The following is a 21,011-nucleotide window of genomic DNA, read 5'->3' as shown; positions in this document are numbered from 1 at the left end:
TGACCACCCTCTACGCCACGCTCGGCGTCCAATCCGACGCCACACAGGACGAGATCCGACGCGCATACCGTCGTGCCGCGATGAAATGGCATCCCGACCGGAACCTCGGCCGCGAAGCCGAGGCCCACGACGCCTTCCAGGAAGTACGCAACGCTTACGCCATCCTCTCCGATGCCGTGCAGCGCCAGGTCTACGACGAGGTCTTCGAACGCGAGATGCAGCGCTGGCAGGCCGAGCACGCTGCCGAGGAAGAACAGGAACGCGCGGCCCAGCGTGAAGCCCAGCGCATCGCGCAGGAACACTACGAGCGCATGGTGACTATCGCCATGCGCTTTGCCGACCTCGGACACAATCGCGACGTCATCTTTGGCGCCCTGCTCGGTCGCGATTGCGAAGCCGGCCTGGCGGCGCGCGTCGCGGACAGCGTCTGGGCGCTCCAGCAATCGCGCAACGCACCGCCACAGGCGGCAGCATCCGTCAGCGAGGAAGAGCGACACCCACGACAGGACACCGGCACCTTCGATTCGTTCTGGCGTGGATTGTTCGGCGTGCGGTCGTAGCGGGAATCGGATGGCGGGTGTCCGAGACATACCCGGGCACCCAGCCATCGCACCAACCGCTACCGCTGCGGTGCGAGCGTACCGAGCAGGCCGCCGACGATCGGCAGGTTGCCAACCGGGCTGACCGGGCTGGTCGTACCGCCACCGCCGGTTGCACCCTTCAGTGCATCGGTGACCGGCTTCAGGACCGGCGCAAGCGGGCCGCCGCCCGTCGCGTTCGTGACGGCGCCCACGGTCGATGTCACCAGATGGCTCACCGGCGCCAGCACGGCGGGCGCACCTGGCAGGGTCCCGCCCGGCGACGTTATGCCGCCGAGGCTGCCCAGCAGGCTGGTGACGGGTGCCAGCGGATTCGCGGGCGAGGTGCCGCCCGGCGTCACGACCGCTCCGCCCAGTGCCGACACCGCCGTGCCCACGGTTGCCACGATGCCGCCGACCTCACCCACAACCGGCACGTGGGTCTGGGCAATCGTCGTACCGGTCTGATTCACGACGCCCCCTACAGCCGTCAGCAAATTATCGAGCGAGCCGCCAAGACCGGTCGTGGCGCCGATGGTCTGCGTGGCGTTGCCCAGGACCGAGGTCAACGGCACGATAGCCGTGTTGGTGGTAGTCAGCAGTTGATTGACCGGATCGGCCAGCACCGTTGGCGAGAGGCCACCCACCAGGCTGCCGGTCTGCTTGACGGCCGATCCGACTGGCGCCGTCACTGCCGCCAGCGGACCCGTGCCGAGCGTGCCGACGGTATTGCCAACACTGCTGACCACCGCACCGACTTCGGCCAGCGGTGTCGGACCGGTTGGCCCTGTCGCGCCGATAGGTCCTGTCGGGCCAGTGGCTCCGGTAGGACCCGTCGCTCCTGTAGAGCCAGTCGCTCCAGTGGCACCCGTAGCGCCTGTAGCGCCTGCGGCGCCGGTCGCCCCCGTGGCACCCGTGGCACCCGTAGCACCGGCAGTACCCGCCGCACCCTGCGATCCTTGCGCACCCGTTGCACCCGTTGCCCCCGTGGAACCCGTTGCACCCGTCGCACCAGCGGCCCCGGCATCTCCCGGTACGCCCTGCACGCCAGCCGATCCGGTCGCACCGGGCTTGCCATCATGCCCGTTGGCACATCCACCCAGCAACGCCGCCACGCTGACCACCACGCCAATCCAGTATTGTTCCTTCTGCACGATGCGCCTCTCTCGTTCTGTGTTGGGATGGACACCGAGAAGGCAACCGCCGTGCCATTGAAGCGTGCGCTGCAAACACACGGGCCAGGCTCGCACCGCATGGCCCGCAAACCCGCGCCCACCATGCGCTTCGCACATCGGAATACAAATGGGCCGCACGTTTGATACGCGCGGCCCATCGGGTCGGTGCCGTTACGTGTTACGTAACGCGCCGACAGTTGCGGCACATCGGCCGCCTCATTCAACGGATTATTCGAACGGCTTGGGCTTGGGCGTGTTGTCCCGCGACGGCGGCAGGATCGGCATCGTGAGACGAGGCTGATCGCCAGTCAGCGTATGCAGGAAAGCCACGATGTCCGCGTTCTCCTGCGGCGTGAACGTGCGGCCCAGTTGCAGGCGACCCATCACATCCACCGCCTCGGTCAGTGTGGCCGCCTCGCCATCGTGGAAGTACGGATAGGTCAGCGCCACGTTGCGCAGCGTCGGCACCTTGAAGCTGAATCGATCGGCATCCTTGCCGGTCACGGCCGCGCGTCCTTCCGATGGGTTGCCTGTCTTGTACGGCGCCACCAGGCCCATCTTCTGGAACGACGAGCCGCCCAGGTTGGTGCCGCTGTGGCACGCCACGCAACCTGCGGACTTGAACAGTTGATAACCGCGCAGTTCCTGCGCATCGATTGCCGCGCGATTGCCCTTGAGCCATTTGTCGAAGCGCGCATTGGGTGTGACCAATGTTTCCTCGAACGCGGCCACGGCCCGCGTGATTTCGTCGATGGTCAGGCGATCCGTCTTGAAGACGGTCTTGAACTCGCTCACATATTCGGGAATCGATTTCAGCGTATCCACGGCCAGCGCATGCGTGAAGGCCATTTCCACCGGATTCGCAATCGGCCCCTCCGCCTGTTGCCTGAGATCCTTTGCGCGGCCATCCCAGAACTGCACGAAGTTCAGGCTCGAATTCAGCACAGTGGGCGAGTTGATCGAACCCTGCTGCCACTTGTCGCCAATCGACACCTTGAGGTTGTCCGAGCCCCCCATGCTGAGGTTGTGGCACGAGTTGCAGGAGATAAATCCCGAGCGCGACAGCCGCGGCTCGAACCAGAGCTTCTTGCCGAGTTCGACGCGCGCGGGATCGATCACCTTGTGCGCCACGATGGGCTGGATCGGCTCCTGCGCGGCAGCCGCGCCAGCGCCGGCAGTCAGTGCGAACGCAGCCAGCAGGGAGATGAGGGGGAGAGTTGTATGGAAGGTCATGGGAGCAGTCCGTTTGCCTGCCCCACCACATGCCGGAGCAGCGCAATCGATTAAGCGCCCACACCGCATTGACAGCCTTGACAGCCATCAAGCCACATCGGCCATCGCCGCAATCTCCCTTCCGTTTGCGGCGGGTCCACGCGCGATTTGTTGCGCCCGGCGCGAAAACAGACAAGTCATTCACACTGCCTTTCTGTCATTCGCGTCGCGTTCCTGTCGATTCGGCGTACGCGCCTGGCATGTGCGCGCAACGTGGCTTATACCTTACGCATTCCCAACCGATTGATGACGAGGTTTCCGATGCGACACGAATCCAGATTTCCTCCCTCCCGCGACGCCGGCGATGAAGCATGGGCCTACTGGCGTGCGCGCCGCATGGTGCGGGCGCTGCGAGGCTGGTATATCCACCTGATGGTCTATGTGGTGGTCAACAGCTGGCTGTGGTTGCGCTTCTTCTATTTCCCCAGCCCGTCGTGGTCGCACTATGCGGAGCACGGCTGGCCCTGGCCGCTGACCACCACGCTGGCGTGGGGACTCGGGCTGGCGATACACGGGGTGTTGGTCTATTCCCGGTTGTCGCGCCGGGGCCGCGACTGGGAAAGCCGCAAGATCCAGGAGTTCATGGATCGCCAGTAGTACCGTGGTTACATCTGCCTGAAGCGATGCACGTAGGCACGCGACACCGCGAGTTCGGTGTCGCCCTCGCGCATCCGCACAAACAGCCTTCCCGAATCGTCGCGACGCGTGCCCGCTACGTGTTCCATATTGACGATGGTCGAGCGATGCACCTGCCAGAAGACTTCGGGATCGAGTCCATCGATCAGTTCCTGCAGCGGCGTACGGATCAGGTGCTCGCCCTCGCGCGTATGCACCACCACGTATTTGTCATCGCTCTGGAAATACAGCACGTCCTGGATCGGCACATGGCTGGTCACATTGCCACGGCTCGCTCTCACCCAGCGCAGTGGACCCGCACCACTCTCGTTGCGGGCCTGTCCGCGCGTGAGCTGCCCCAGCAGTTGCGCGAGTTCCGGCAGCGGCGCGGCGTCCTGCAGCGCCTTGCGCAATCGTTCGATGGTGCGACCGAGTCGTTCGTCGGTGACCGGCTTGACGAGATAATCCACAGCCGCGCGATCGAACGCATCGAGCGCGAATTCATCGTACGCCGTGACGAACACGAGACGCGTATCGGTCTCGATGCCTTGCGCCACTTCCAACCCGGACAGCCCCGGCATCTTGATATCGAGGAAGGCCACGGCGGGTGCATGCCGGGCGATGGCTTCAGCGGCCTCGATGCCGTTGGCCGCTTCGGCAACGATATCGAGTTCGGGCCACAGCCGCGCGAGCTTGCCACGCAGATGCGCGCGCAGATGTTCCTCGTCATCGGCAATCAACGCTGTGGGCACGGTGGGGTTCATGCAGCGTCTCCGGTTCGGAATGTACGGGGCAAGGGAATCTCGATCAGCACGGCAGTGCCTGGGGCACGGTCTTCGATACGGACATGCGCGTCGCCGTCATAGAGCACGGCCAGCCGCTCGCGCAGGTTGGCGAGACCCACACCGGAACCGCCAGAGGGCTTGAAGCCCATGCCATCGTCCTCGATGGTCGCCAGCATGCGCGGGCCGCGCCGCTCCAGCTTCACCAGCAGATGGCCGCCTTCGATCTTCGGCTCCAGCCCATGCTTGATCGCGTTCTCCACCACGGGCTGCAACAGCATCGGCGCCAGCGGCGCACCATCGAGCGAGGCATCCATATCGACCGTGTATTGCAACCGGTCGCCCATGCGGATCTTGATCAGCGCGAGATAGTCGCGCAGCAGCCGTGCTTCCTGCGCGACGGTGCCCTGCGTGGCGCGGCTGGCCGCCAGCGACGCGCGCAGATAGGCGATGAAGTGTTCGAGCATCAGCGTGGCTTTCTGCGGCGCCGGCTCGATCAGACTGACCACGTTGGCCAGCGTGTTGAACAGGAAATGCGGTTCGATTTGCGCTTGCAGCAGCCGCATCTGTGCTTCCACAAGCTGCTTTTCCGTGGACAGCGTGCGCACCTGATCGCGCGCCATGTACTCGGCAATCTTGCGATCTTCCCAGCTTCGTCCCAGCATGCCTACACGGCTCCACGTCACGATGCCGTGTGCAGCCAGCCCAATGCCCCAGCCCATCAGCGGCGCACCGCCCCATGGACGATGCGTCGATGACAGCAGCCCCGCGATGATCAGCGCCGCATTGACGCTGATATACATCACCAGGTGGAGATAGAAGAAGCGCAGGCCGCGCACGCGTCGCCGTGCTTCCTCATAGGCTTGCTGGTCGGCGGGTGTCCGCCAGAGATCGGGATCGACGTGACGCACGGCAGTCCGGGTGGCAGGGAATGGCGCGAGATTACCACCGCGCCGCGTGCGCCAACATCCGGGTTGGCGCGGATCGACGGAAATCCGGCGTCAATGACCGCAATACGGCGCGATCCGTTGCGGAAGCGTCAGTTGCCGACTCAGTTACCAAACCGCCGTGGATCGTAAGGCGTGGGGTCCACGTAAGTTGGCTCGCGATCGAACAACTCGGCCAGCAGCCGCGCTGTGGCCGGCCCCAGCGTCAGCCCCTGGTGTCCATGTCCGAAATGGAACCAGAGACCGGCATGACGCGGTGCACGCCCCACCACGGGTCGCATGTCTGCAATACAGGGCCGTGCGCCCATCCACGGTTTGGCTTCGACGGGCTTGCCCAGCGAGACCAGGTCGGCTGCCAACATCTCCGCGCGCTCGGACTGCACAGGCGTGGGCGCAGCGTGATGATGCGCAAATTCCGCGCCCGTCGTGAGTCGCAGCCCCTGACGCATCGGCGCCAGCAGGATGCCATTTTCGGTATCGAGCAAAGGACGCTCCGGCATGGCAGCCACCTCATAGTGCCGGTGATAGCCGCGCTTCACGAACAGCGGCAGCCGATAACCGAGCGTTCGCGTCAAGCCTGCCGCCCACGGTCCGAGCGCGATCACTGCGTGTTCGGCGCGCACATCGCCATCGGCGGTGCGCACCGTCCAGCCACTGCCTTGTTGCCGTAGCGTCTCTGCATCACCACGCACGAACACGCCACCTTCGCGCTCGAACAACGCGGCATAACGCGCCACGAGTTCGCCGGGATCGCTGACGGTCCACGGGTCCTGCCAATGCACCGCGCCCGCGAGTGGCTGCCGCAATGCCGGCTCCTGTGCAGCCAGTGCCGCGCTATCCAATACCGCATGGCGAAGTTCGTGCGTGGTCGCCACTTCCTTCGCTTCCTTTGCGGCGATCTCGAACGCGGCAGGCGTGCGATACGCCTCCAGCCATCCCGACTTGCGAATCAGATCCTGCGCGCCGGAACGCTCGATCAACGGCGCGTGTTCGTCGATGCAATGGCGAATCAGCGCCGCATAAGCCGTGACGATCGGACCATAGCGCTGCGGCGCCGAGGCATGCCAGTACCGTGCAAGTGCAGGCACCAGCGACGGCAGCGCACGCAAGTGATAGTGAACGTCATTGCCGCGCCGTGCCGCCACGCGCAGGATCGCCTGCCATGCGCGCGGAAATGCGTAAGGCTGCACGGCTTCGCGCTGGATGATGCCGGCGTTGCCATAGGACGTTTCGCGTCCCGGGGCGTTGCGATCCACGAGACACACGGCATGGCCGCGTTGCTGCAAAGCGAGTGCCGTCGATACGCCGACGATGCCGGCACCGAGCACGATCACATCGGTCTGGCGCGTACGAGAAAGTTTAAAAGCGTCTGTCATGAGGTTCTGACTGCGGTCTTGCGGGATGTTGAGGTCTTGCGGCGACGCGTGGGAACGTTCTGCACGCTGCTCTGCACGATATCTTGCGCCGTCTCGCGCAGGCATGCGGCAAGTTCGGCCACGCTCGGCGGCAGGCGACGTTCGCGCAACGTAATGAGTCCGACGGGCGGCAACTCCACTTCCACGTCCATCGCCAATACATGGAAACGTCCCTCAGCCTGCATCTGCCGGCCCACCGACCGGGCCACGAAACCGGCGGCCTGCCGCTGCGCCACGAAGGTGGTCACCGCGAGGTAAGAAGACGATTCCATGATATCGGCCGGCGGCTGCTGCCCGTGCCGGAAAAATGCCTGTTCGATCTTGACGCGCAGCGATGCCCACGGCGGCGGCAGCACGAGCGGATATGCAGCGAGGTCGGCCCAGCCAACCTTTTTCTTTCTGGCCAGCGGATGCGCAGGCGCGACGATGGCAACCATCGGCTCCTCGTACAACGCCTCGGTCACAAGGTCCGGCGCGGCGTATGCCGGTTCGAGCCGCCCGACGATCAGGTCGAGTTCCGACAATCGCAAGCGCGGCAGCAGGTGCGTGAGATCGCCTTCTTCGATCAGCACAGTCGCGCGCGGCGAGCGATCCTTGAGCCGCGCCACGGCCTGCGCCAGCAGCACCGGCAAGGTCGCGCCCATCGATCCCACGCGCACGCGCCCTGCTGCGCCGCTGGCCACCGCTTCGATCTCATCACGCGTCACATCGTATTGGGCGAGCACCGAGCGCGCAAAGCGCACCAGCGATTCGCCGGCTGCCGTAGGTTCGGTGCCGCGCGTGGAGCGCGTGAACAGCGTCATGCCAAGCATCTTTTCCACCTCGGCCAGCACTTTCGACACCGCCGGCTGGCTGACCGACAGGAATTCTGCCGTGCGGCCCAGATGCCGGAATTCGTCCAGCGCCACCAGCAATTGCAGGTGGCGCAGCTTGATATTGGAGCGGAAGGCGCGGTCGATATGTGCCATGCCGTGGAGTCTACATAACCCAAAGCCTATGAAGCAATGCCAATTTTTGATTGGATGGTTATGACCAGCATGTCCACAATGCAGGCATGGCGATGGGCAAAGACCCGTTGCGACACACAACGATCCTGACCGGAGACAACCCCCATGAAACCTGGCCATCCCGCCAGCCCGATGCGCCGCCGCCTGTTGCTAGGCAGTGCCGCCGCCACCGCTGCTGCTGCCACCAGTACCACCAGCCTGCTGATGCCGCGCGTGGCGCACGCCGCGACGTATCCTGACCGCCCCATCACGTTCATCTGCCCTTGGCCCGTTGGTGGCACGGCAGACCAGTCGATGCGCGCGCTGTGCCAGGTGGCGTCGGGCATCCTCAAGCAATCCATCGTCGTGGAAAACCGCGCGGGCGCGTCCGGCATGATCGGCACCAAGGCACTGGCGCGCGCCAACCCGGATGGGTACACCATCGGCCAGATTCCGATTTCGGTGACGCGGTTCTCGCAGCTCGGCATGCTCCAGCTCGACCCGCGCAATGAACTGACGTATCTCGCACGCACCTCGGGGCAGACGTTCGGCATTGCCGTGCCGGCCGGCTCGCGCTTCAAGACCCTGGCAGATGTGATCGCCGAAGCCAAGGCCAATCCGGGCCGCATCACGTATGCCCACGCCGGTATCGGCGGCGCCACGCATGTGGGCATGGAGCAGTTTGCGCTGGCCGCAGGCGTGAAATTCAACGCCATCGCCTACAAGGGTGGATCGCAGGCGCTGCAGGACGTGCTGGCGAATCAGGTAGACCTGCTCGCGGATTCCAGTTCGTGGGCGCCGCATGTGGAAGCTGGCAAGCTGCGGCTGCTGTGCACGTGGGGCGAGCAGCGCACGCCGCGCTTCAAGGACACGCCCACGCTCAAGGAGCTGGGCTACAACCTCGTGGTGGAAGCGCCCAACGGCATCGGCGCGCCGAAGGGCCTGCCCGCCGACATCGAGAAGAAACTGCGCGATGCCTTCCGCGATGCCGTGGCCAGCACCGAGTTCAAGTCCGTCGCTGCCAAGCTCGACGCCCCGATCATGTATCTCGATGGCCCCGACTACAAGAAGTACGTGGCCGAGGTGTATACGCAGGAAACGCAGTTGATCCAGCGCCTGAAACTCAAGGACATGCTCGCCCAGAGCTGACCTGCATCCCTTGCCAACTGTGACCCCAAACCCCGTCATTCGCCTGCACGCCAACGACAATGTGCTGATCGCACGCACCGACCTGACGCTGGGCCAGCGTCTGGAAGAACTGGGCGTGCGTGCGCGCGCCCAGGTGCCCGCCGGCCACAAGATCGCCGCACGCGCCATCGCCCAGGGCGAACAGATCCGCAAGTACGACACCGTGATCGGCGTGGCCGACCGCGACATCGCACCGGGCGATCACGTGCACAGCCACAACCTGCGGCTCGTGGATTTCTATCGCGATCCCGAGTTCTGCCGCGATGTGCGTCCCGTGGACTACGTGCCCGAATCGGAGCGTGCGACGTTCATGGGATTCGTGCGCCCCGATGGCCGCGTGGGCACGCGCAACTTCGTCGGCATCCTGTCGTCGGTGAACTGCTCGGCCACGGCGATCAAGCACATTGCCGCGCATTTCACCAAGGAACGGCTTGCCGCGTTTCCCAATGTCGATGGCGTGGTGGCATTCGCGCAGAGCAGCGGCTGCGGCATGTCATCACCGAGCGAGCATTTCGATTTGCTGCGCCGCACGCTGGCGGGCTATGCGCAACATGCAAACCTGGCTGGCGTGCTGATCGTCGGCCTGGGCTGCGAGCGCAACCAGGTGGCGTCACTCGTGGAATCGCAGGGACTGGTGCCGGGCGAGAACCTGCACACGCTTGTCATGCAGGACACGGGCGGTACGCGCGCGACGATTGAAGCAGGTATCCGCGCGGTGGAATCGATGCTGCCAGCCGCCAACGCGTTCACGCGTCAGCCGGTCAGCGCGAGCCATCTCAAGATCGGTCTCGAATGCGGAGGCTCCGATGGCTTCTCGGGCATCACGGCCAACCCGGCGCTCGGTGCGGCAATGGATATCCTTGTGCGGCATGGCGGCACGGCGATACTTTCCGAGACACCGGAGATTCATGGCGTGGAATACATGCTCACGCGGCGCGCGGTGACACCCGAGGTGGGTCAGAAGCTGCTGGATCGGCTGGCGTGGTGGGAACGCTATACCGCCGGGCATAACGCGCAATTCAATGGCGTGGTGGGACACGGCAATCAGCAAGGCGGGCTCGCCAACATCTTCGAGAAATCGCTTGGTTCCGCGATGAAGGGCGGCACCACGCCATTACAGGCCGTGTACGAATACGCCGAGCGCATCGACAAGGCCGGCTTCGTGTTCATGGACTCGCCGGGATATGACCCCGTTGCCGCCACCGGCCAGATCGCCAGCGGCGCCAACCTGATCTGCTTCACCACGGGCCGTGGTTCGATGTTCGGCTCCAAGCCTGCACCGACCATCAAGCTCGCGTCGAACTCGCCGATGTATCACCGGCTGGAAGACGACATGGACATCAACTGCGGCCTCGTGCTCGACGGCGAACTGAGCGTGGCGCAGATGGGCGAACGGATCTTCGCGCATATCCTGCGGGCCGCGTCGGGGGAACCGACCAAGAGCGAACTGCTGGGGCTGGGTGACCATGAGTTCGTGCCCTGGCATGTGGGGATTGTGAGCTAACCAACGACCCCCGCTCTCCCCTCGGTTTGCTCCCCTCTCCCGCTCAGCGGGAGAGGGGCCGGGGGTGAGGGCCAGCCTTTCAACCACCGACTACGCTTCAACCTTCGCGCATGCTCCCCCTCCTCCACACCCAAAACCACATCGCGGGCGAATGGTGCGACAGCCGCGCCCGCTTCGACGTCACCGACCCCGCCACCGGCAACATCATCGCCAGCGTCCCCGACAGCGATGCCGATGACGCAAAACGCGCCACCGACGCCGCCGCAGCAGCATTCCCCGCCTGGAGCCACCGCACGGCGCGTGAGCGCGCGCAGATCATCAAGCGCTGGCATGCCCTGATCCTCGCCAACGAGCAGGACCTCGCACGCATCATCTCCGCCGAACAAGGCAAGCCGATGCATGAGAGCGTGGGCGAGGTACGCTATGGCGCCTCGTACGTGGAATGGTTTGCCGAGGAAGCCACGCGCATCTGCGGCGACGTCATCGCGGAAGCCGTGCCGGGCCGCAAGATGCTCGTACTGAAAGAACCCGTGGGCGTGGTGGCCGCCATCACGCCGTGGAATTTCCCGCTGGCAATGATCGCGCGCAAGATCGCGCCAGCACTTGCTGCGGGATGCACGGTCGTGGCCAAGCCCGCCGAAGACACGCCACTCACCGCGCTCGCACTGGTTCACCTGGCAGAACAGGCAGGATTACCAGCCGGCGTGCTCAACATCGTCACCGCCTCGCGCGAACACACGCCAGCCGTCGTCGATGCCTGGCTGGCAGACCCCCGCGTGCGCAAGATCACGTTCACGGGTTCCACGCCGGTCGGCAAGCACCTCGCACGCGAGTCGGCGGGCACGCTCAAGAAGCTGTCGCTCGAACTGGGTGGCAACGCACCGTTCATCGTGTTCGACGATGCCGATCTCGACGCCGCCGTCGATGGCCTGATGGCCGCCAAGTTCCGCAACGGCGGCCAGACCTGTGTCTGCCCGAACCGCGTCTACGTGCAGGCGGGCGTACACGATGCCTTCGTGGAGAAGCTGGCCGCACGCGTCGGCGCCCTGCATGTTGGCCCCGCCACCGATCCCGCCTCGCAAATCGGTCCGATGATCAATGCGCGCGCCGTGGAGAAGATCGATCGCCATGTGCGCGATGCCGTGAGCCACGGCGCGCGCGTGGTGGTCGGCGGTGAACGCGTTCGCACCGGCGACGGCCCTCACTACTACGCGCCCACGGTGCTCGTCGGTGCCACGCCCGATATGGCACTGGCGCACGAGGAAACCTTCGGCCCGGTGGCCCCCGTGTTCCGCTTCACGCATGAGGACGAGGTGGTGCGCGACGCCAACGACACGCCTTTCGGCCTGGCCGCGTACTTCTATTCCAACGATGTCCGGCGCATCTGGCGCGTGGCGCAGGCGCTGGAAACGGGTATCGTCGGCATCAACGAAGGCGCCATCGCCTCGGAAGCCGCACCGTTCGGCGGCGTGAAGGAATCCGGCTATGGCCGCGAAGGATCGCGCCATGGACTTGACGATTACATGCATACCAAGTATCTCTGCCAGGGCCAGCTTGGCTGATCCGCAGGATCTTCGACAGCCAGCCCCAGACATTTCAAGGAGACGCCCCTTCCATGCCCGCCCATAACCCGTTCAAGGCCGCACTGGCCGCACGCCAGCCGCAAATCGGCCTCTGGATGTCCGGCGCCGAGCCCTACATGGCCGAGATCACCGCCACGGCTGGCTTCGACTGGTTACTCGTCGATGGCGAGCACGCGCCCAACGATGTGCGCTCGATCCTGCGCACGCTGCAAGTGCTGGCCCCATACCGCTCGCAGGCGGTGGTGCGTGCCGTATCGGGCGAGACCGCGCTGATCAAGCAGTTGCTCGATATCGGCGCGCGCACGCTGCTGGTGCCGATGGTCGACACCGCCGAGCAGGCCGCCGCGCTGGTGCGCGCCACGCGCTATCCGCCATTTGGCGTGCGCGGCGTGGGCAGCGCCGTGGCGCGTGTTTCGCAATGGAGTGCCCGCAAGGACTATCTCGACGTGGCCGATGACGAGGTCTGCCTGCTGGTGCAGGCTGAAACCGTTACTGCCATGCAGAACCTGGAAGCAATCTGCGCCGTGGATGGCGTCGATGGCGTGTTCATCGGCCCCGCCGACCTGGCCGCGTCGATGGGCCATCGCGGCAAGCCCGGCCACCCCGAAGTGCAGGCGCAGATCGAACAGGCGATGCGTACCATCGTTGCCAGCGGCAAGGCTGCCGGCACGCTGACTTCTGACAACACGCTGGCACGCCGTTATCTGGACCTGGGCTGCACGTTTGTGGCCACGGGCGTGGATGTGCTGGTCTATGCTAACGCCGCACGCAAGCTCGCCGCCGAATTCCTGCCCGACCGGGCCAACGCGATCGCCGCTCCGGGCGCCGCCTACTGACCGATACCGAAGATGACCGCCCTGCCCTCCTCCGATGTGCTGCTGCAAGCCATGCAGGCCATCGTCGGCCCCAACGGCTGCCTGAGCGCCGAGGCCGACACTCAACCGTTCGTGACCGACTATCGCCGCATTTATCACGGCAAGTCACCGCTCGTCGTGCTGCCTTCCACCACGGAACAGGTCAGCCAGGTGATGGCGTGGTGCTATGCACACGACGTGCCCGTGGTGCCGCAGGGCGGCAACACCTCGCTGATGGGCGGCGCGGTGCCCGATGACAGCGGCACGGCCACCGTCATCAGCCTCAAGAAGATGAACCGCGTGCTGGCCATCGACACGGTCAATGACACCATGACGCTCGAAGCCGGCGTCACGCTCTCCGCCGCACGCGCCGCCGCCGATGACAGCCGCCGCCTGTTCCCGCTGCGTATCGGCTCAGAAGGGTCGTGCCAGATCGGCGGCAACCTGTCGACCAACGCCGGTGGCACCGCCGTGCTGCGCTACGGCAATATGCGCGACCTTGTACTCGGCATTGAAGTGGTGCTGCCCGATGGCCGCATCTTCTCGTCGCTCAAGGGCCTGCGCAAGGACAACACGGGCTACGACCTGAAGCACCTGTTCGTCGGCGCCGAAGGCACGCTCGGCATCATCACGGGCGCCGTGCTGAAACTGATGCCACAGCCGCGCGCCACCGCCGTGGCGTTCGTCGCCGTGCAAAGCCCGGACGCCGCCGTGAAACTGCTGGGCGAAGCGCGCTCGCTCTCCGGCCAGGCCGTCACCGCGTTCGAACTGATCTCGTCTCCCGCACTCGACCTCGTGCTTGGCTACCTCGGTGATGTCCCCTCGCCACTGGAGAACCGCCACGACTGGATGGTGCTGATCGAACTGACCTCGGGCACCGACGAGGAAAGCCTGAATGGCACGCTGATGGAAATCCTCGAAGCCGGACTCGAAAAGGGACTGGTCGTGGACGCCGCCGTGGCATCGAGCCTGGCCGATGTGCAGCAGTTCTGGCGCATCCGCGAGGAAATCTCGGACGCCCAGACCCGCACCGGCGGCAGCATCAAGTGCGACGTCTCCGTGCCGCTGTCGCGCGTGGCACCATTTATCGAAGCCGCCTCCGCCGCCGTGCTCGCACTGGAACCTGCCACGCGCATGGTGATCTACGGCCACATGGGCGACGGCAACGTCCATTTCAACCCCCTGCGCCCCGCAGACCGCGACGCCAAGGATTTCCTGGCCCAGTGGTACCAGCCCATCTCCGACCTGGTAGACGGCCTGGCCTACGCCGAGAACGGCTCCATCTCAGCCGAACACGGTATCGGCGTCGCCAAGCGCGACGACCTCATCAAGTACAAGTCTGCGGTGGAGCTGGAACTGATGTGGCAGGTCAAGCGGGCGCTGGACCCGAAGAACCTCCTCAATCCGGGAAGGGTGTTGCCGAGGATGGATTGAGTGTGTTTTTTTGATGGCGGGAAGGTGGGGGGGCCTGGCCCCCCGGGTTTTCTTAATCGCGTAACACCTGAATGTCTACGCGAACAAGGTCAGCTAATTTCACGCCTGTACAACGTGTATCCAAAGTAGCGCCACTTGGTGGTTCCACCGTTCTCGAAATGCCCGCCGGCGGCTCCAGATCCTTCGTCCTGCTTCTCCCAGCTCTCGCCATCGTTCCGGCTGATCAGTGCGATGTCATGCCCATTCCTGCTGCTGCTCGCGTCGATCATCAGCAAGCCATCTCGCCCCGAATACAGCGCTGCGGGAGATATGTCGTCGCTAAAGGTCTTTAAATGCGTGGCCTCTGTTCCTGTCCATCGCCAGATGCCCGCCGGACGTTTGCGGTTCGAGTCATGTGGAATGCTGTAGTCATGGGGCATGCCTTGTTCCGTCAGCAGGTAAAGCCGGTGGCCCCGCATGCCCTGCTCCGTCTCCGGCACCCACAACGTGTCGACCACGGTCGCCTCCGGAATCGCCATCTCCGCACCGCGCGGTTCGACGGCACGCACAAAGATGTCCGCCGGGTCATCCCAGCGCAAGGCATACACCAGGCTGACGTTCTTTTTCTCGCCGTATGGCTGTGGCGAAAAGAAAGCAAAGAAGTACACACCGTTGTCCGCCAGGGACGACGATGTGAACGTAAAGCGTGCATTCCGAACGACCGGCGCATCACTGCGGAGCTCGGCCTGCGCGGCACGCGTGCGCGCTACATCGACCTGATAGGCTAGCGGCGGCGCCTTGATTTCCTCCCACCGCTGACCCCCATCTGCCGTGCGCCAGATCCTCGGTCCCCATCCAATGGCATAGCCGCGATTCGCATCGAGAAACGCAAGCTGGCTGATGTTATGGCTCTCAGGCCACGACAGCCGGTTCCATGTCAGGCCGCCATCTACGCTCTTCCACAGCTTGTGGTACGACACACCATATCCATCGGGGCCGTTCGCCTGGTTATAGTCCAGCCACTGCGTCGCGATATAGATCACCTTCCAGTCAGGGCTGACCCACCACGCTGCGTTCTGGGCAAACTGCTCGAATCGTTTGGTTAGATCTTGCTGAAGGTTGCCCGAGAAGACGCGCACGGTATAGCGATTGAGTGCCTCCGAAGATGAGTACATCCATTCTTCAGTCGGCTCTGCAATGCCTGGCCGACTTCGCTCCTCCATTGGTTTGAAGGTAATCAATGGCGGCGAGACTTTTAACCACAAGGCCTGTTGCCCTTTTATCCGGAAGTCCGCTCCGCCATAGGGCTTGTCCTCCGCCAGTACTCTCGCATGTTCCGTCCACATCCAGAATCCCCTGCATCCATATCCGACGGCCCCCAGCATCAGCCCAAGGACCACTATTCGCAACAACAGGCGACGACTCATTTCAACAGATCCCGTATCAAGCCAACCAACGCTTCCCCCGTCTCCGTAGCCGTTCTCACCGGACGCCTGATCTTCTCCTTGCCAACTTCCACACCGCTATCCACCGCTTGCTCCCACGTGTCGCCGTCCAGCCATTCCTCGATATTTGGCTGGCCGGCAATCCTGCGCAGATCATCCATCGCAAGCTGCGCCAATCCCGCGTCTAGATAGGACGGCACATGTGTCTTGAACGCAAACTCCTTGAATCGCTCACTGTCCAGTTCAAGCTCGTACTGGGGAACGCTCATACTGAATCCCCGCTTCGCGTTGTACTTGCAAGAGATCACGATCGTGCCCCCTCTCATGTTCTGACCTAGACCACGCTCCATGTTGTTCTGCAGCAGAAACCGCGCCTCTTCCAGCCACGCCTTTCCCTGCAGGCTCAGGCGCGGCTCCAGCTTGGCGCCATAGTTCGAGCAGTAGTAGTATCCGTAGCCGATGTAGTACTTCGGCAACTGATGCCCACAACCGATATGACGCATCATGAAGTTCGTCGCGCGCGACCACAGCGGAGAATCGCTCGACGGCTGGATCAGGGCATCCCTGTTCACGAGCAACTTGCGGATCGCTTCTTGGTCATCCCAAGGGTTCCAAACGCTCAGCCATGCCTTGATGGCTTCCCAAGTCGTCAGACCGCTTTTTTTGACATACTCCTGATGCAGCGGCCGGTAGTAGTAGACGCACTGCCCGACGATGTGCCTTGCGGCAAGCGGAACATGCTTGTCGCAAGACGAGGCCAGCACCTTCGCACGGTCCTGCCAGTTCGTCGGTGTGTGGATAGCCTCTCCGCGCCCCAGCGGATTCTCCCGGTCATTGCTCATCCAACTTTCCCTCGCTTGTAAATCCACTACTGGCCGTGAGTGGGTGAGTCAGACATTGCGCTGTAACATTCCGCTTCCCGCGGGCATGCGCATGGCTTCCTGACTAACGAACTTCACGCCTGTACAACGTGTATCCAAAGTAGCGCCACTTGGTGGTTCCACCGTTCTCGAAATGCCCGCCGGCGGCTCCAGATCCTTCGTCCTGCTTCTCCCAGCTCTCGCCATCGTTCCGGCTGATCAGTGCGATGTCATGCCCATTCCTGCTGCTGCTCGCGTCGATCATCAGCAAGCCATCTCGCCCCGAATACAGCGCTGCGGGAGATATGTCGTCGCTAAAGGTCTTTAAATGCGTGGCCTCTGTTCCTGTCCATCGCCAGATGCCCGCCGGACGTTTGCGGTTCGAGTCATGTGGAATGCTGTAGTCATGGGGCATGCCTTGTTCCGTCAGCAGGTAAAGCCGGTGGCCCCGCATGCCCTGCTCCGTCTCCGGCACCCACAACGTGTCGACCACGGTTGCCTCCGGAATCGCCATCTCCGCACCGCGCGGTTCGACGGCACGCACAAAGATGTCCGCCGCGTCATCCCAGCGCAGGGCATACACCAGGCTGACGTTCTTTTTCCCGCCGTATGGCTGTGGCGAAAAAAAAGCAAAGAAGTACACACCGTTGTCCGCCAGGGACGACGATGTGAACGTAAAGCGTGCATTCCGAACGACCGGCGCATCACTGCGGAGCTCGGCCTGCGCGGCACGCGTGCGCGCTACATCGACCTGATAGGCTAGCGGCGGCGCCTTGATTTCCTCCCACCGCTGACCCCCATCTGCCGTGCGCCAGATCCTCGGTCCCCATCCAATGGCATAGCCGCGATTCGCATCGAGGAACGCAAGCTGGCTGATGTTCTGGCTCTCTGGCCACGACAGCCGGTTCCATGTCAGGCCGCCATCTACGCTCTTCCACAGCTTGTGGTACGACACACCATATCCATCGGGGCCGTTCGCCTGGTTATAGTCCAGCCACTGCGTCGCGATATAGATCACCTTCCAGTCGGGGCTGACCCACCACGCTGCGTTCTGGGCAAACTGCTCGAATCGTTTGGTTAGATCTTGCTGAAGGTTGCCCGAGAAGAAGCGCACGGTATAGCGACTGAGCCGCTCTGACGATGAGTACATCCATTTTTCAGTCGGCTCTGCAATGCCCGGCCGACTTCGCTCCTCTATTGGTTTGAAGGTAATCAATGGCGGCGAGACTTTTAACCACAGGGCCTGGTGCCCCTTTATCCGGAAGTCCGCCCCGCCATAGGGCTTGTCCTCCGCCAGTACTCTCGCATGTTCCGTCCACATCCAGAATCCCCTGCATCCATATCCGACGGCCCCCAGCATCAGCCCAAGGACCACTATTCGCAACAACAGGCGGCGACTCATTTCCACAAATCCCGTATCAAACCAACCAACGCTTCCCCCGTCTCCGTAGCCGTTCTCACCGGACGCCTGATCTTCTCCTTGCCAACTTCCACGCCGCTATCCACCGCTTGCTCCCACGTGTCGCCGTCCAGCCATTCCTCGATATTTGGCTGGCCGGCAATCCTGCGCAGATCATCCATCGCAAGCTGCGCCAATCCCGCGTCTAGATAGGACGGCACATGCGTCTTGAACGCAAACTCCTTGAATCGCTCACTGTCCAGTTCAAGCTCGTACTGGGGAACGCTCATACTGAATCCGCGCTTCGCGTTGTACTTGCATGAGATCACAATCGTGCCCCCTCTCATGTTCTGACCCAGACCATCCTCCATATTGTTCTGCAGGAGAAGCCTGGCCTCTTCCAGCCACGCCTTTCCCTGCTGGCTCAGGCGCGGTTCCAGCTTCGCCCCGTAATTCGAGCAGTAGTAGTACCCGTAGCCGATGTAATAGTTCGGCAACTGGTGGCCACAACCGATATGACGCATCATGAAGTTCGTCGCGCGCGACCACAGCGGAGAATCGCTCGACGGCTGGATCAGGGCATCCCTGTTCACGAGCAACTTGCGGATCGCTTCTTGGTCATCCCAAGGGTTCCAAACGCTCAGCCATGCCTTGATGGCTTCCCAAGTCGTCAGACCGCTTTTTTTGACATACTCCTGATGCAGCGGCCGGTAGTAGTAGATGCACTGCCCAACGATGCCGTCAGTGGCAGGCGGAACGATCTTGTCGCATGACGAGGCCAGCACCTTCGCACGGTCCTGCCAGCTTGCCGGCGTATGGATGGCGTCGCCGCGTCCCAGAGGGTTTTCTTTCTTTTCGCTCATGTAGCATCCGGTTGCCGGTCATACAGTTCCACCACTACTCCTTCAGGCACGAGGCTCTCTGATAAGCCGGTTTCGCCGCTGTCATTCGTCATCCCTTCATCGATAATCCGTCCCGCTGCGTCACGCAGGCGATAGCAAATCCTCGATGCTGGAACGCTCGTTCCGGCCCATGTCGCAACGAAAGCCTGGTTGTAGCTCCCGGCGACACCCTGAGGCATGGATGGCATGTCCCGCGTCAGAAACATTGGCCCCGGCATCTCATGCAACGCGGCATGCGCCCTCCAACTCCCCTTGGTGCCATGCTCGATTCCGCTCGCGTTGATGCGGATGTAGCTGCTGCCGCCGTTGATTAGAATCTCCTTCTTCGCGGCAATCTCCACCACCGCAGAGACACTGATGAGCTTGAGTACCTTCTGCGCGATGATCTCGATGTCGTCGGACTGGGCCTGGATGTCGATCTTCCCTTTGGCGGCGAATAGGCGCATGCCCAGCTTCTGGGCGAACAGCACCGCTCGATCCGTGACACTGCCGAGAAAGCTCTTTCCCGTAACCATCGACAGATGCCCGCCTGCCGTGATCGCCGTGTGCCGGTCACTGTGCAGGTGCGTGGTTTCCGTCGCGGTGGCCACGATGCCTGCTGCGCTCGCCAGTACGAGGTGCGGCGCGCTCAGCTCCCCCTGTTCGCCCGTCCCCCGGATCTCGTCGCTGAGCGTCTTGAGCGCCTGGGCGACGTCAAGTTGCTCGCCGGATTGCGCCTTCTGGTGTGTGGCCTGATCACCGAGGCTCCTCTGGGTCTCATCTGCGCGCGCGAGTCGCTGCACCGGTTCGTGCATGTCCTTGTGGTGCCCCTGCGCATCGGGGCGAGCCTCGGTACTGACGAGCATGCCCTGACCCGCGCGAAGTACGCCCCAGCCGTCGGTGCGCAACTCAAAACCTTCCCCTCGCTTTTCCTTCCGTCCCTCTGCATCGGCAACGCGCGTGATATAGCCGAGGCTCAGCAGTGACGCGTGGTGGTCGCTGCCGATCTGTGTCTGGATCTGCCCATCCGTGTCGTCCTGCAGGAAGGTGTTGTGTCGTTCGCCGTGGAGCTCCTTGCTGCGGAACCCTGACAACGCATGCTGGCTCGGCAGCTCCCATTGCGGCATATTCACGCGATTGGGCACTCGCCCAATGATGATCGGGCAGTCCGGATCGCCGTTCATGAAATCCACGATCACTTCTTGTCCGATACGCGGCAAGTGGCTCGCGCCGAACTGGTTGCCCTGCCAGGCGGAGGACTGGCGTAGCCAGCAGGAACTATTCTCGTTGCGCTGTCCGACCCGATCCCAGTGAAACTGGACTTTCACGCGTCCGTACTCGTCCACCCAGATCTGCTGGTCTGCGGGTCCCACGACCATCGCGGTCTGAGGTCCATGCGTGCGGGGCTTCATCACTTCCCGGCCCGGACGATAGACCTCCTTCGTTACCTGGGCTTCGAATGCGAATGCGCACGCCCAGCGCTGCGCCTGTCCGGATTCTTCCGCCACATCCTCAAGCGTCAGATGCGTGGCGAAAACCAGGTACTCGGTGTTGGCAGCTTCCTGCGGATGGTGCGCGAGTGTGAAGGTGCATCCCGCCGGTAGCCCTCGAAGGTTCCCCTTCCCCGCCACCCGGGTGCGGTGTTGGCGCAGCGCTTCCATTCGGACACGGGAGAGCATGTCCCCTTCCTTCCATGGATCATTGCCAGTGGCAGGCTGCGCGTAATCCCCCGGCCACTCGTAGACCTCGTGTTCAGCGTGCGCCGTGCGACGCGCATCCCGCGTCCCGACGCTCAGGTCTGCCCGAGGCTTGCCGAAATCGTAGTCGTTGGAAACCCACGCGCCCGAAACGAGCGAGTCGATCATCGAGAACTCGTAGAGATGCTCCTCGTCGATTCGCCCCGTCGAATCGTGCCACCGCACCGCGTGATATGCAGCGCTCGCGGGCTTGCGGAAGGCACCGTTACCATCCGTCAGCACCAGCCGATGGCGGCCGTCCGAGTGTTCGAAAAAGAAGCTGATTCCCCATTCTTCAGTCAGCCGCTTGAAGAAGGTGTAGTCGGTCTCGCCGTACTGGACCTGGTACTCGCGCGCCGGATAGCGCGCCACATCCAA

At 63.4% G+C, this 21,011-nt stretch carries 18 protein-coding genes; 7 read left to right on the top strand and 11 right to left on the bottom strand.

Translation table 11 applies throughout. From position 1 onward, the window contains the following. Positions 1 to 560: J domain-containing protein (locus FFS21_RS28700; protein WP_249359726.1), on the top strand; the 560-nt coding region annotated here is incomplete at its 5' end. Positions 561 to 619: 59 nt separating this feature from the next. Here the strand turns inward: FFS21_RS28700 and FFS21_RS28695 are convergent. Both FFS21_RS28695 and FFS21_RS28690 read right to left on the bottom strand, forming a co-directional pair. Then, positions 620 to 1,732, bottom strand: coding sequence for a collagen-like triple helix repeat-containing protein (locus FFS21_RS28695; RefSeq protein ID WP_249359724.1), 1,113 nt, complete (start codon positions 1,730 to 1,732; stop codon positions 620 to 622). Positions 1,733 to 1,981: 249 nt separating this feature from the next. Next, positions 1,982 to 2,986, bottom strand: coding sequence for a cytochrome-c peroxidase (locus FFS21_RS28690; protein WP_137928083.1), 1,005 nt, complete (start codon positions 2,984 to 2,986; stop codon positions 1,982 to 1,984). A gap of 300 nt (positions 2,987 to 3,286) precedes the next feature. Here FFS21_RS28690 and FFS21_RS28685 point away from each other — a divergent pair, with 300 nt between their 5' ends. After that, positions 3,287 to 3,622, top strand: coding sequence for a 2TM domain-containing protein (locus FFS21_RS28685; RefSeq protein WP_137928082.1), 336 nt, complete (start codon positions 3,287 to 3,289; stop codon positions 3,620 to 3,622). 8 nt (positions 3,623 to 3,630) lie between these two features. Here the strand turns inward: FFS21_RS28685 and FFS21_RS28680 are convergent, their stop codons facing one another. From FFS21_RS28680 to FFS21_RS28665, 4 genes are all read right to left on the bottom strand, one after another. Continuing rightward, a complete protein-coding gene (locus FFS21_RS28680; protein ID WP_137928081.1) occupies positions 3,631 to 4,404 on the bottom strand; it encodes a LytR/AlgR family response regulator transcription factor in 774 nt (257 codons plus the stop codon). Further along, the gene (locus FFS21_RS28675) at positions 4,401 to 5,261 is read right to left on the bottom strand and encodes a histidine kinase (protein WP_249359727.1); all 861 of its coding nucleotides are present in this window, start codon (positions 5,259 to 5,261) and stop codon (positions 4,401 to 4,403) included. The genes FFS21_RS28680 and FFS21_RS28675 overlap by 4 nt, the downstream gene beginning before the upstream one ends. Positions 5,262 to 5,473: 212 nt before the next feature. Beyond that, positions 5,474 to 6,745 carry an NAD(P)/FAD-dependent oxidoreductase gene (locus FFS21_RS28670; RefSeq protein WP_137928079.1) on the bottom strand — a complete coding sequence of 424 codons (1,272 nt, stop codon included), beginning with the start codon at positions 6,743 to 6,745 and terminating at the stop codon, positions 5,474 to 5,476. Continuing rightward, positions 6,742 to 7,752, bottom strand: a complete 1,011-nt coding sequence (locus FFS21_RS28665; RefSeq protein WP_137928078.1) for a LysR substrate-binding domain-containing protein — start codon at positions 7,750 to 7,752, stop codon at positions 6,742 to 6,744. The genes FFS21_RS28670 and FFS21_RS28665 overlap by 4 nt, the downstream gene beginning before the upstream one ends. Positions 7,753 to 7,896: 144 nt before the next feature. Here FFS21_RS28665 and FFS21_RS28660 point away from each other — a divergent pair, with 144 nt between their 5' ends. From FFS21_RS28660 to FFS21_RS28640, 5 genes are all read left to right on the top strand, one after another. Next, the gene (locus tag FFS21_RS28660; protein WP_137928077.1) at positions 7,897 to 8,919 is read left to right on the top strand and encodes a tripartite tricarboxylate transporter substrate binding protein; all 1,023 of its coding nucleotides are present in this window, start codon (positions 7,897 to 7,899) and stop codon (positions 8,917 to 8,919) included. A gap of 19 nt (positions 8,920 to 8,938) precedes the next feature. Next, the gene (locus FFS21_RS28655; protein WP_137928085.1) at positions 8,939 to 10,462 is read left to right on the top strand and encodes a UxaA family hydrolase; all 1,524 of its coding nucleotides are present in this window, start codon (positions 8,939 to 8,941) and stop codon (positions 10,460 to 10,462) included. Positions 10,463 to 10,572: 110 nt separating this feature from the next. Beyond that, the gene (locus FFS21_RS28650; protein WP_137928076.1) at positions 10,573 to 12,024 is read left to right on the top strand and encodes an NAD-dependent succinate-semialdehyde dehydrogenase; all 1,452 of its coding nucleotides are present in this window, start codon (positions 10,573 to 10,575) and stop codon (positions 12,022 to 12,024) included. 53 nt (positions 12,025 to 12,077) lie between these two features. Continuing rightward, positions 12,078 to 12,881 (top strand): 4-hydroxy-2-oxoheptanedioate aldolase, encoded by an 804-nt coding sequence (gene hpaI / locus FFS21_RS28645; RefSeq protein ID WP_137928075.1) that lies wholly within the window; start codon positions 12,078 to 12,080, stop codon positions 12,879 to 12,881. 12 nt (positions 12,882 to 12,893) lie between these two features. Continuing rightward, entirely contained in the window at positions 12,894 to 14,333 is a 1,440-nt protein-coding gene (locus FFS21_RS28640) for an FAD-binding oxidoreductase (protein WP_137928074.1), read from the top strand. An 89-nt stretch (positions 14,334 to 14,422) separates the two neighbouring features. Here the strand turns inward: FFS21_RS28640 and FFS21_RS28635 are convergent, their stop codons facing one another. The 5 genes from FFS21_RS28635 to FFS21_RS28615 all read right to left on the bottom strand — a co-directional run. After that, positions 14,423 to 15,739, bottom strand: coding sequence for a WD40/YVTN/BNR-like repeat-containing protein (locus FFS21_RS28635; RefSeq protein ID WP_137928073.1), 1,317 nt, complete (start codon positions 15,737 to 15,739; stop codon positions 14,423 to 14,425). Then, positions 15,736 to 16,599 carry a hypothetical protein gene (locus tag FFS21_RS28630; protein WP_137928072.1) on the bottom strand — a complete coding sequence of 288 codons (864 nt, stop codon included), beginning with the start codon at positions 16,597 to 16,599 and terminating at the stop codon, positions 15,736 to 15,738. The genes FFS21_RS28635 and FFS21_RS28630 overlap by 4 nt, the downstream gene beginning before the upstream one ends. 103 nt (positions 16,600 to 16,702) lie before the next feature. Next, positions 16,703 to 18,019, bottom strand: a complete 1,317-nt coding sequence (locus FFS21_RS28625) for a WD40/YVTN/BNR-like repeat-containing protein (RefSeq protein ID WP_137928071.1) — start codon at positions 18,017 to 18,019, stop codon at positions 16,703 to 16,705. Further along, positions 18,016 to 18,879 (bottom strand): hypothetical protein, encoded by an 864-nt coding sequence (locus FFS21_RS28620; RefSeq protein WP_137928070.1) that lies wholly within the window; start codon positions 18,877 to 18,879, stop codon positions 18,016 to 18,018. The genes FFS21_RS28625 and FFS21_RS28620 overlap by 4 nt, the downstream gene beginning before the upstream one ends. Continuing rightward, positions 18,876 to 21,011, bottom strand: a 2,136-nt coding sequence (locus tag FFS21_RS28615; protein ID WP_137928069.1) for a type VI secretion system Vgr family protein, incomplete at its 5' end; no start/stop codon positions are given. The genes FFS21_RS28620 and FFS21_RS28615, both read right to left, overlap by 4 nt.

The organism is Cupriavidus sp. 2SB (assembly GCF_005503625.1).
Classification (GTDB): Bacteria; Pseudomonadota; Gammaproteobacteria; order Burkholderiales; family Burkholderiaceae; genus Cupriavidus.
This window is presented reverse-complemented; position numbering and strand designations above follow the sequence as displayed.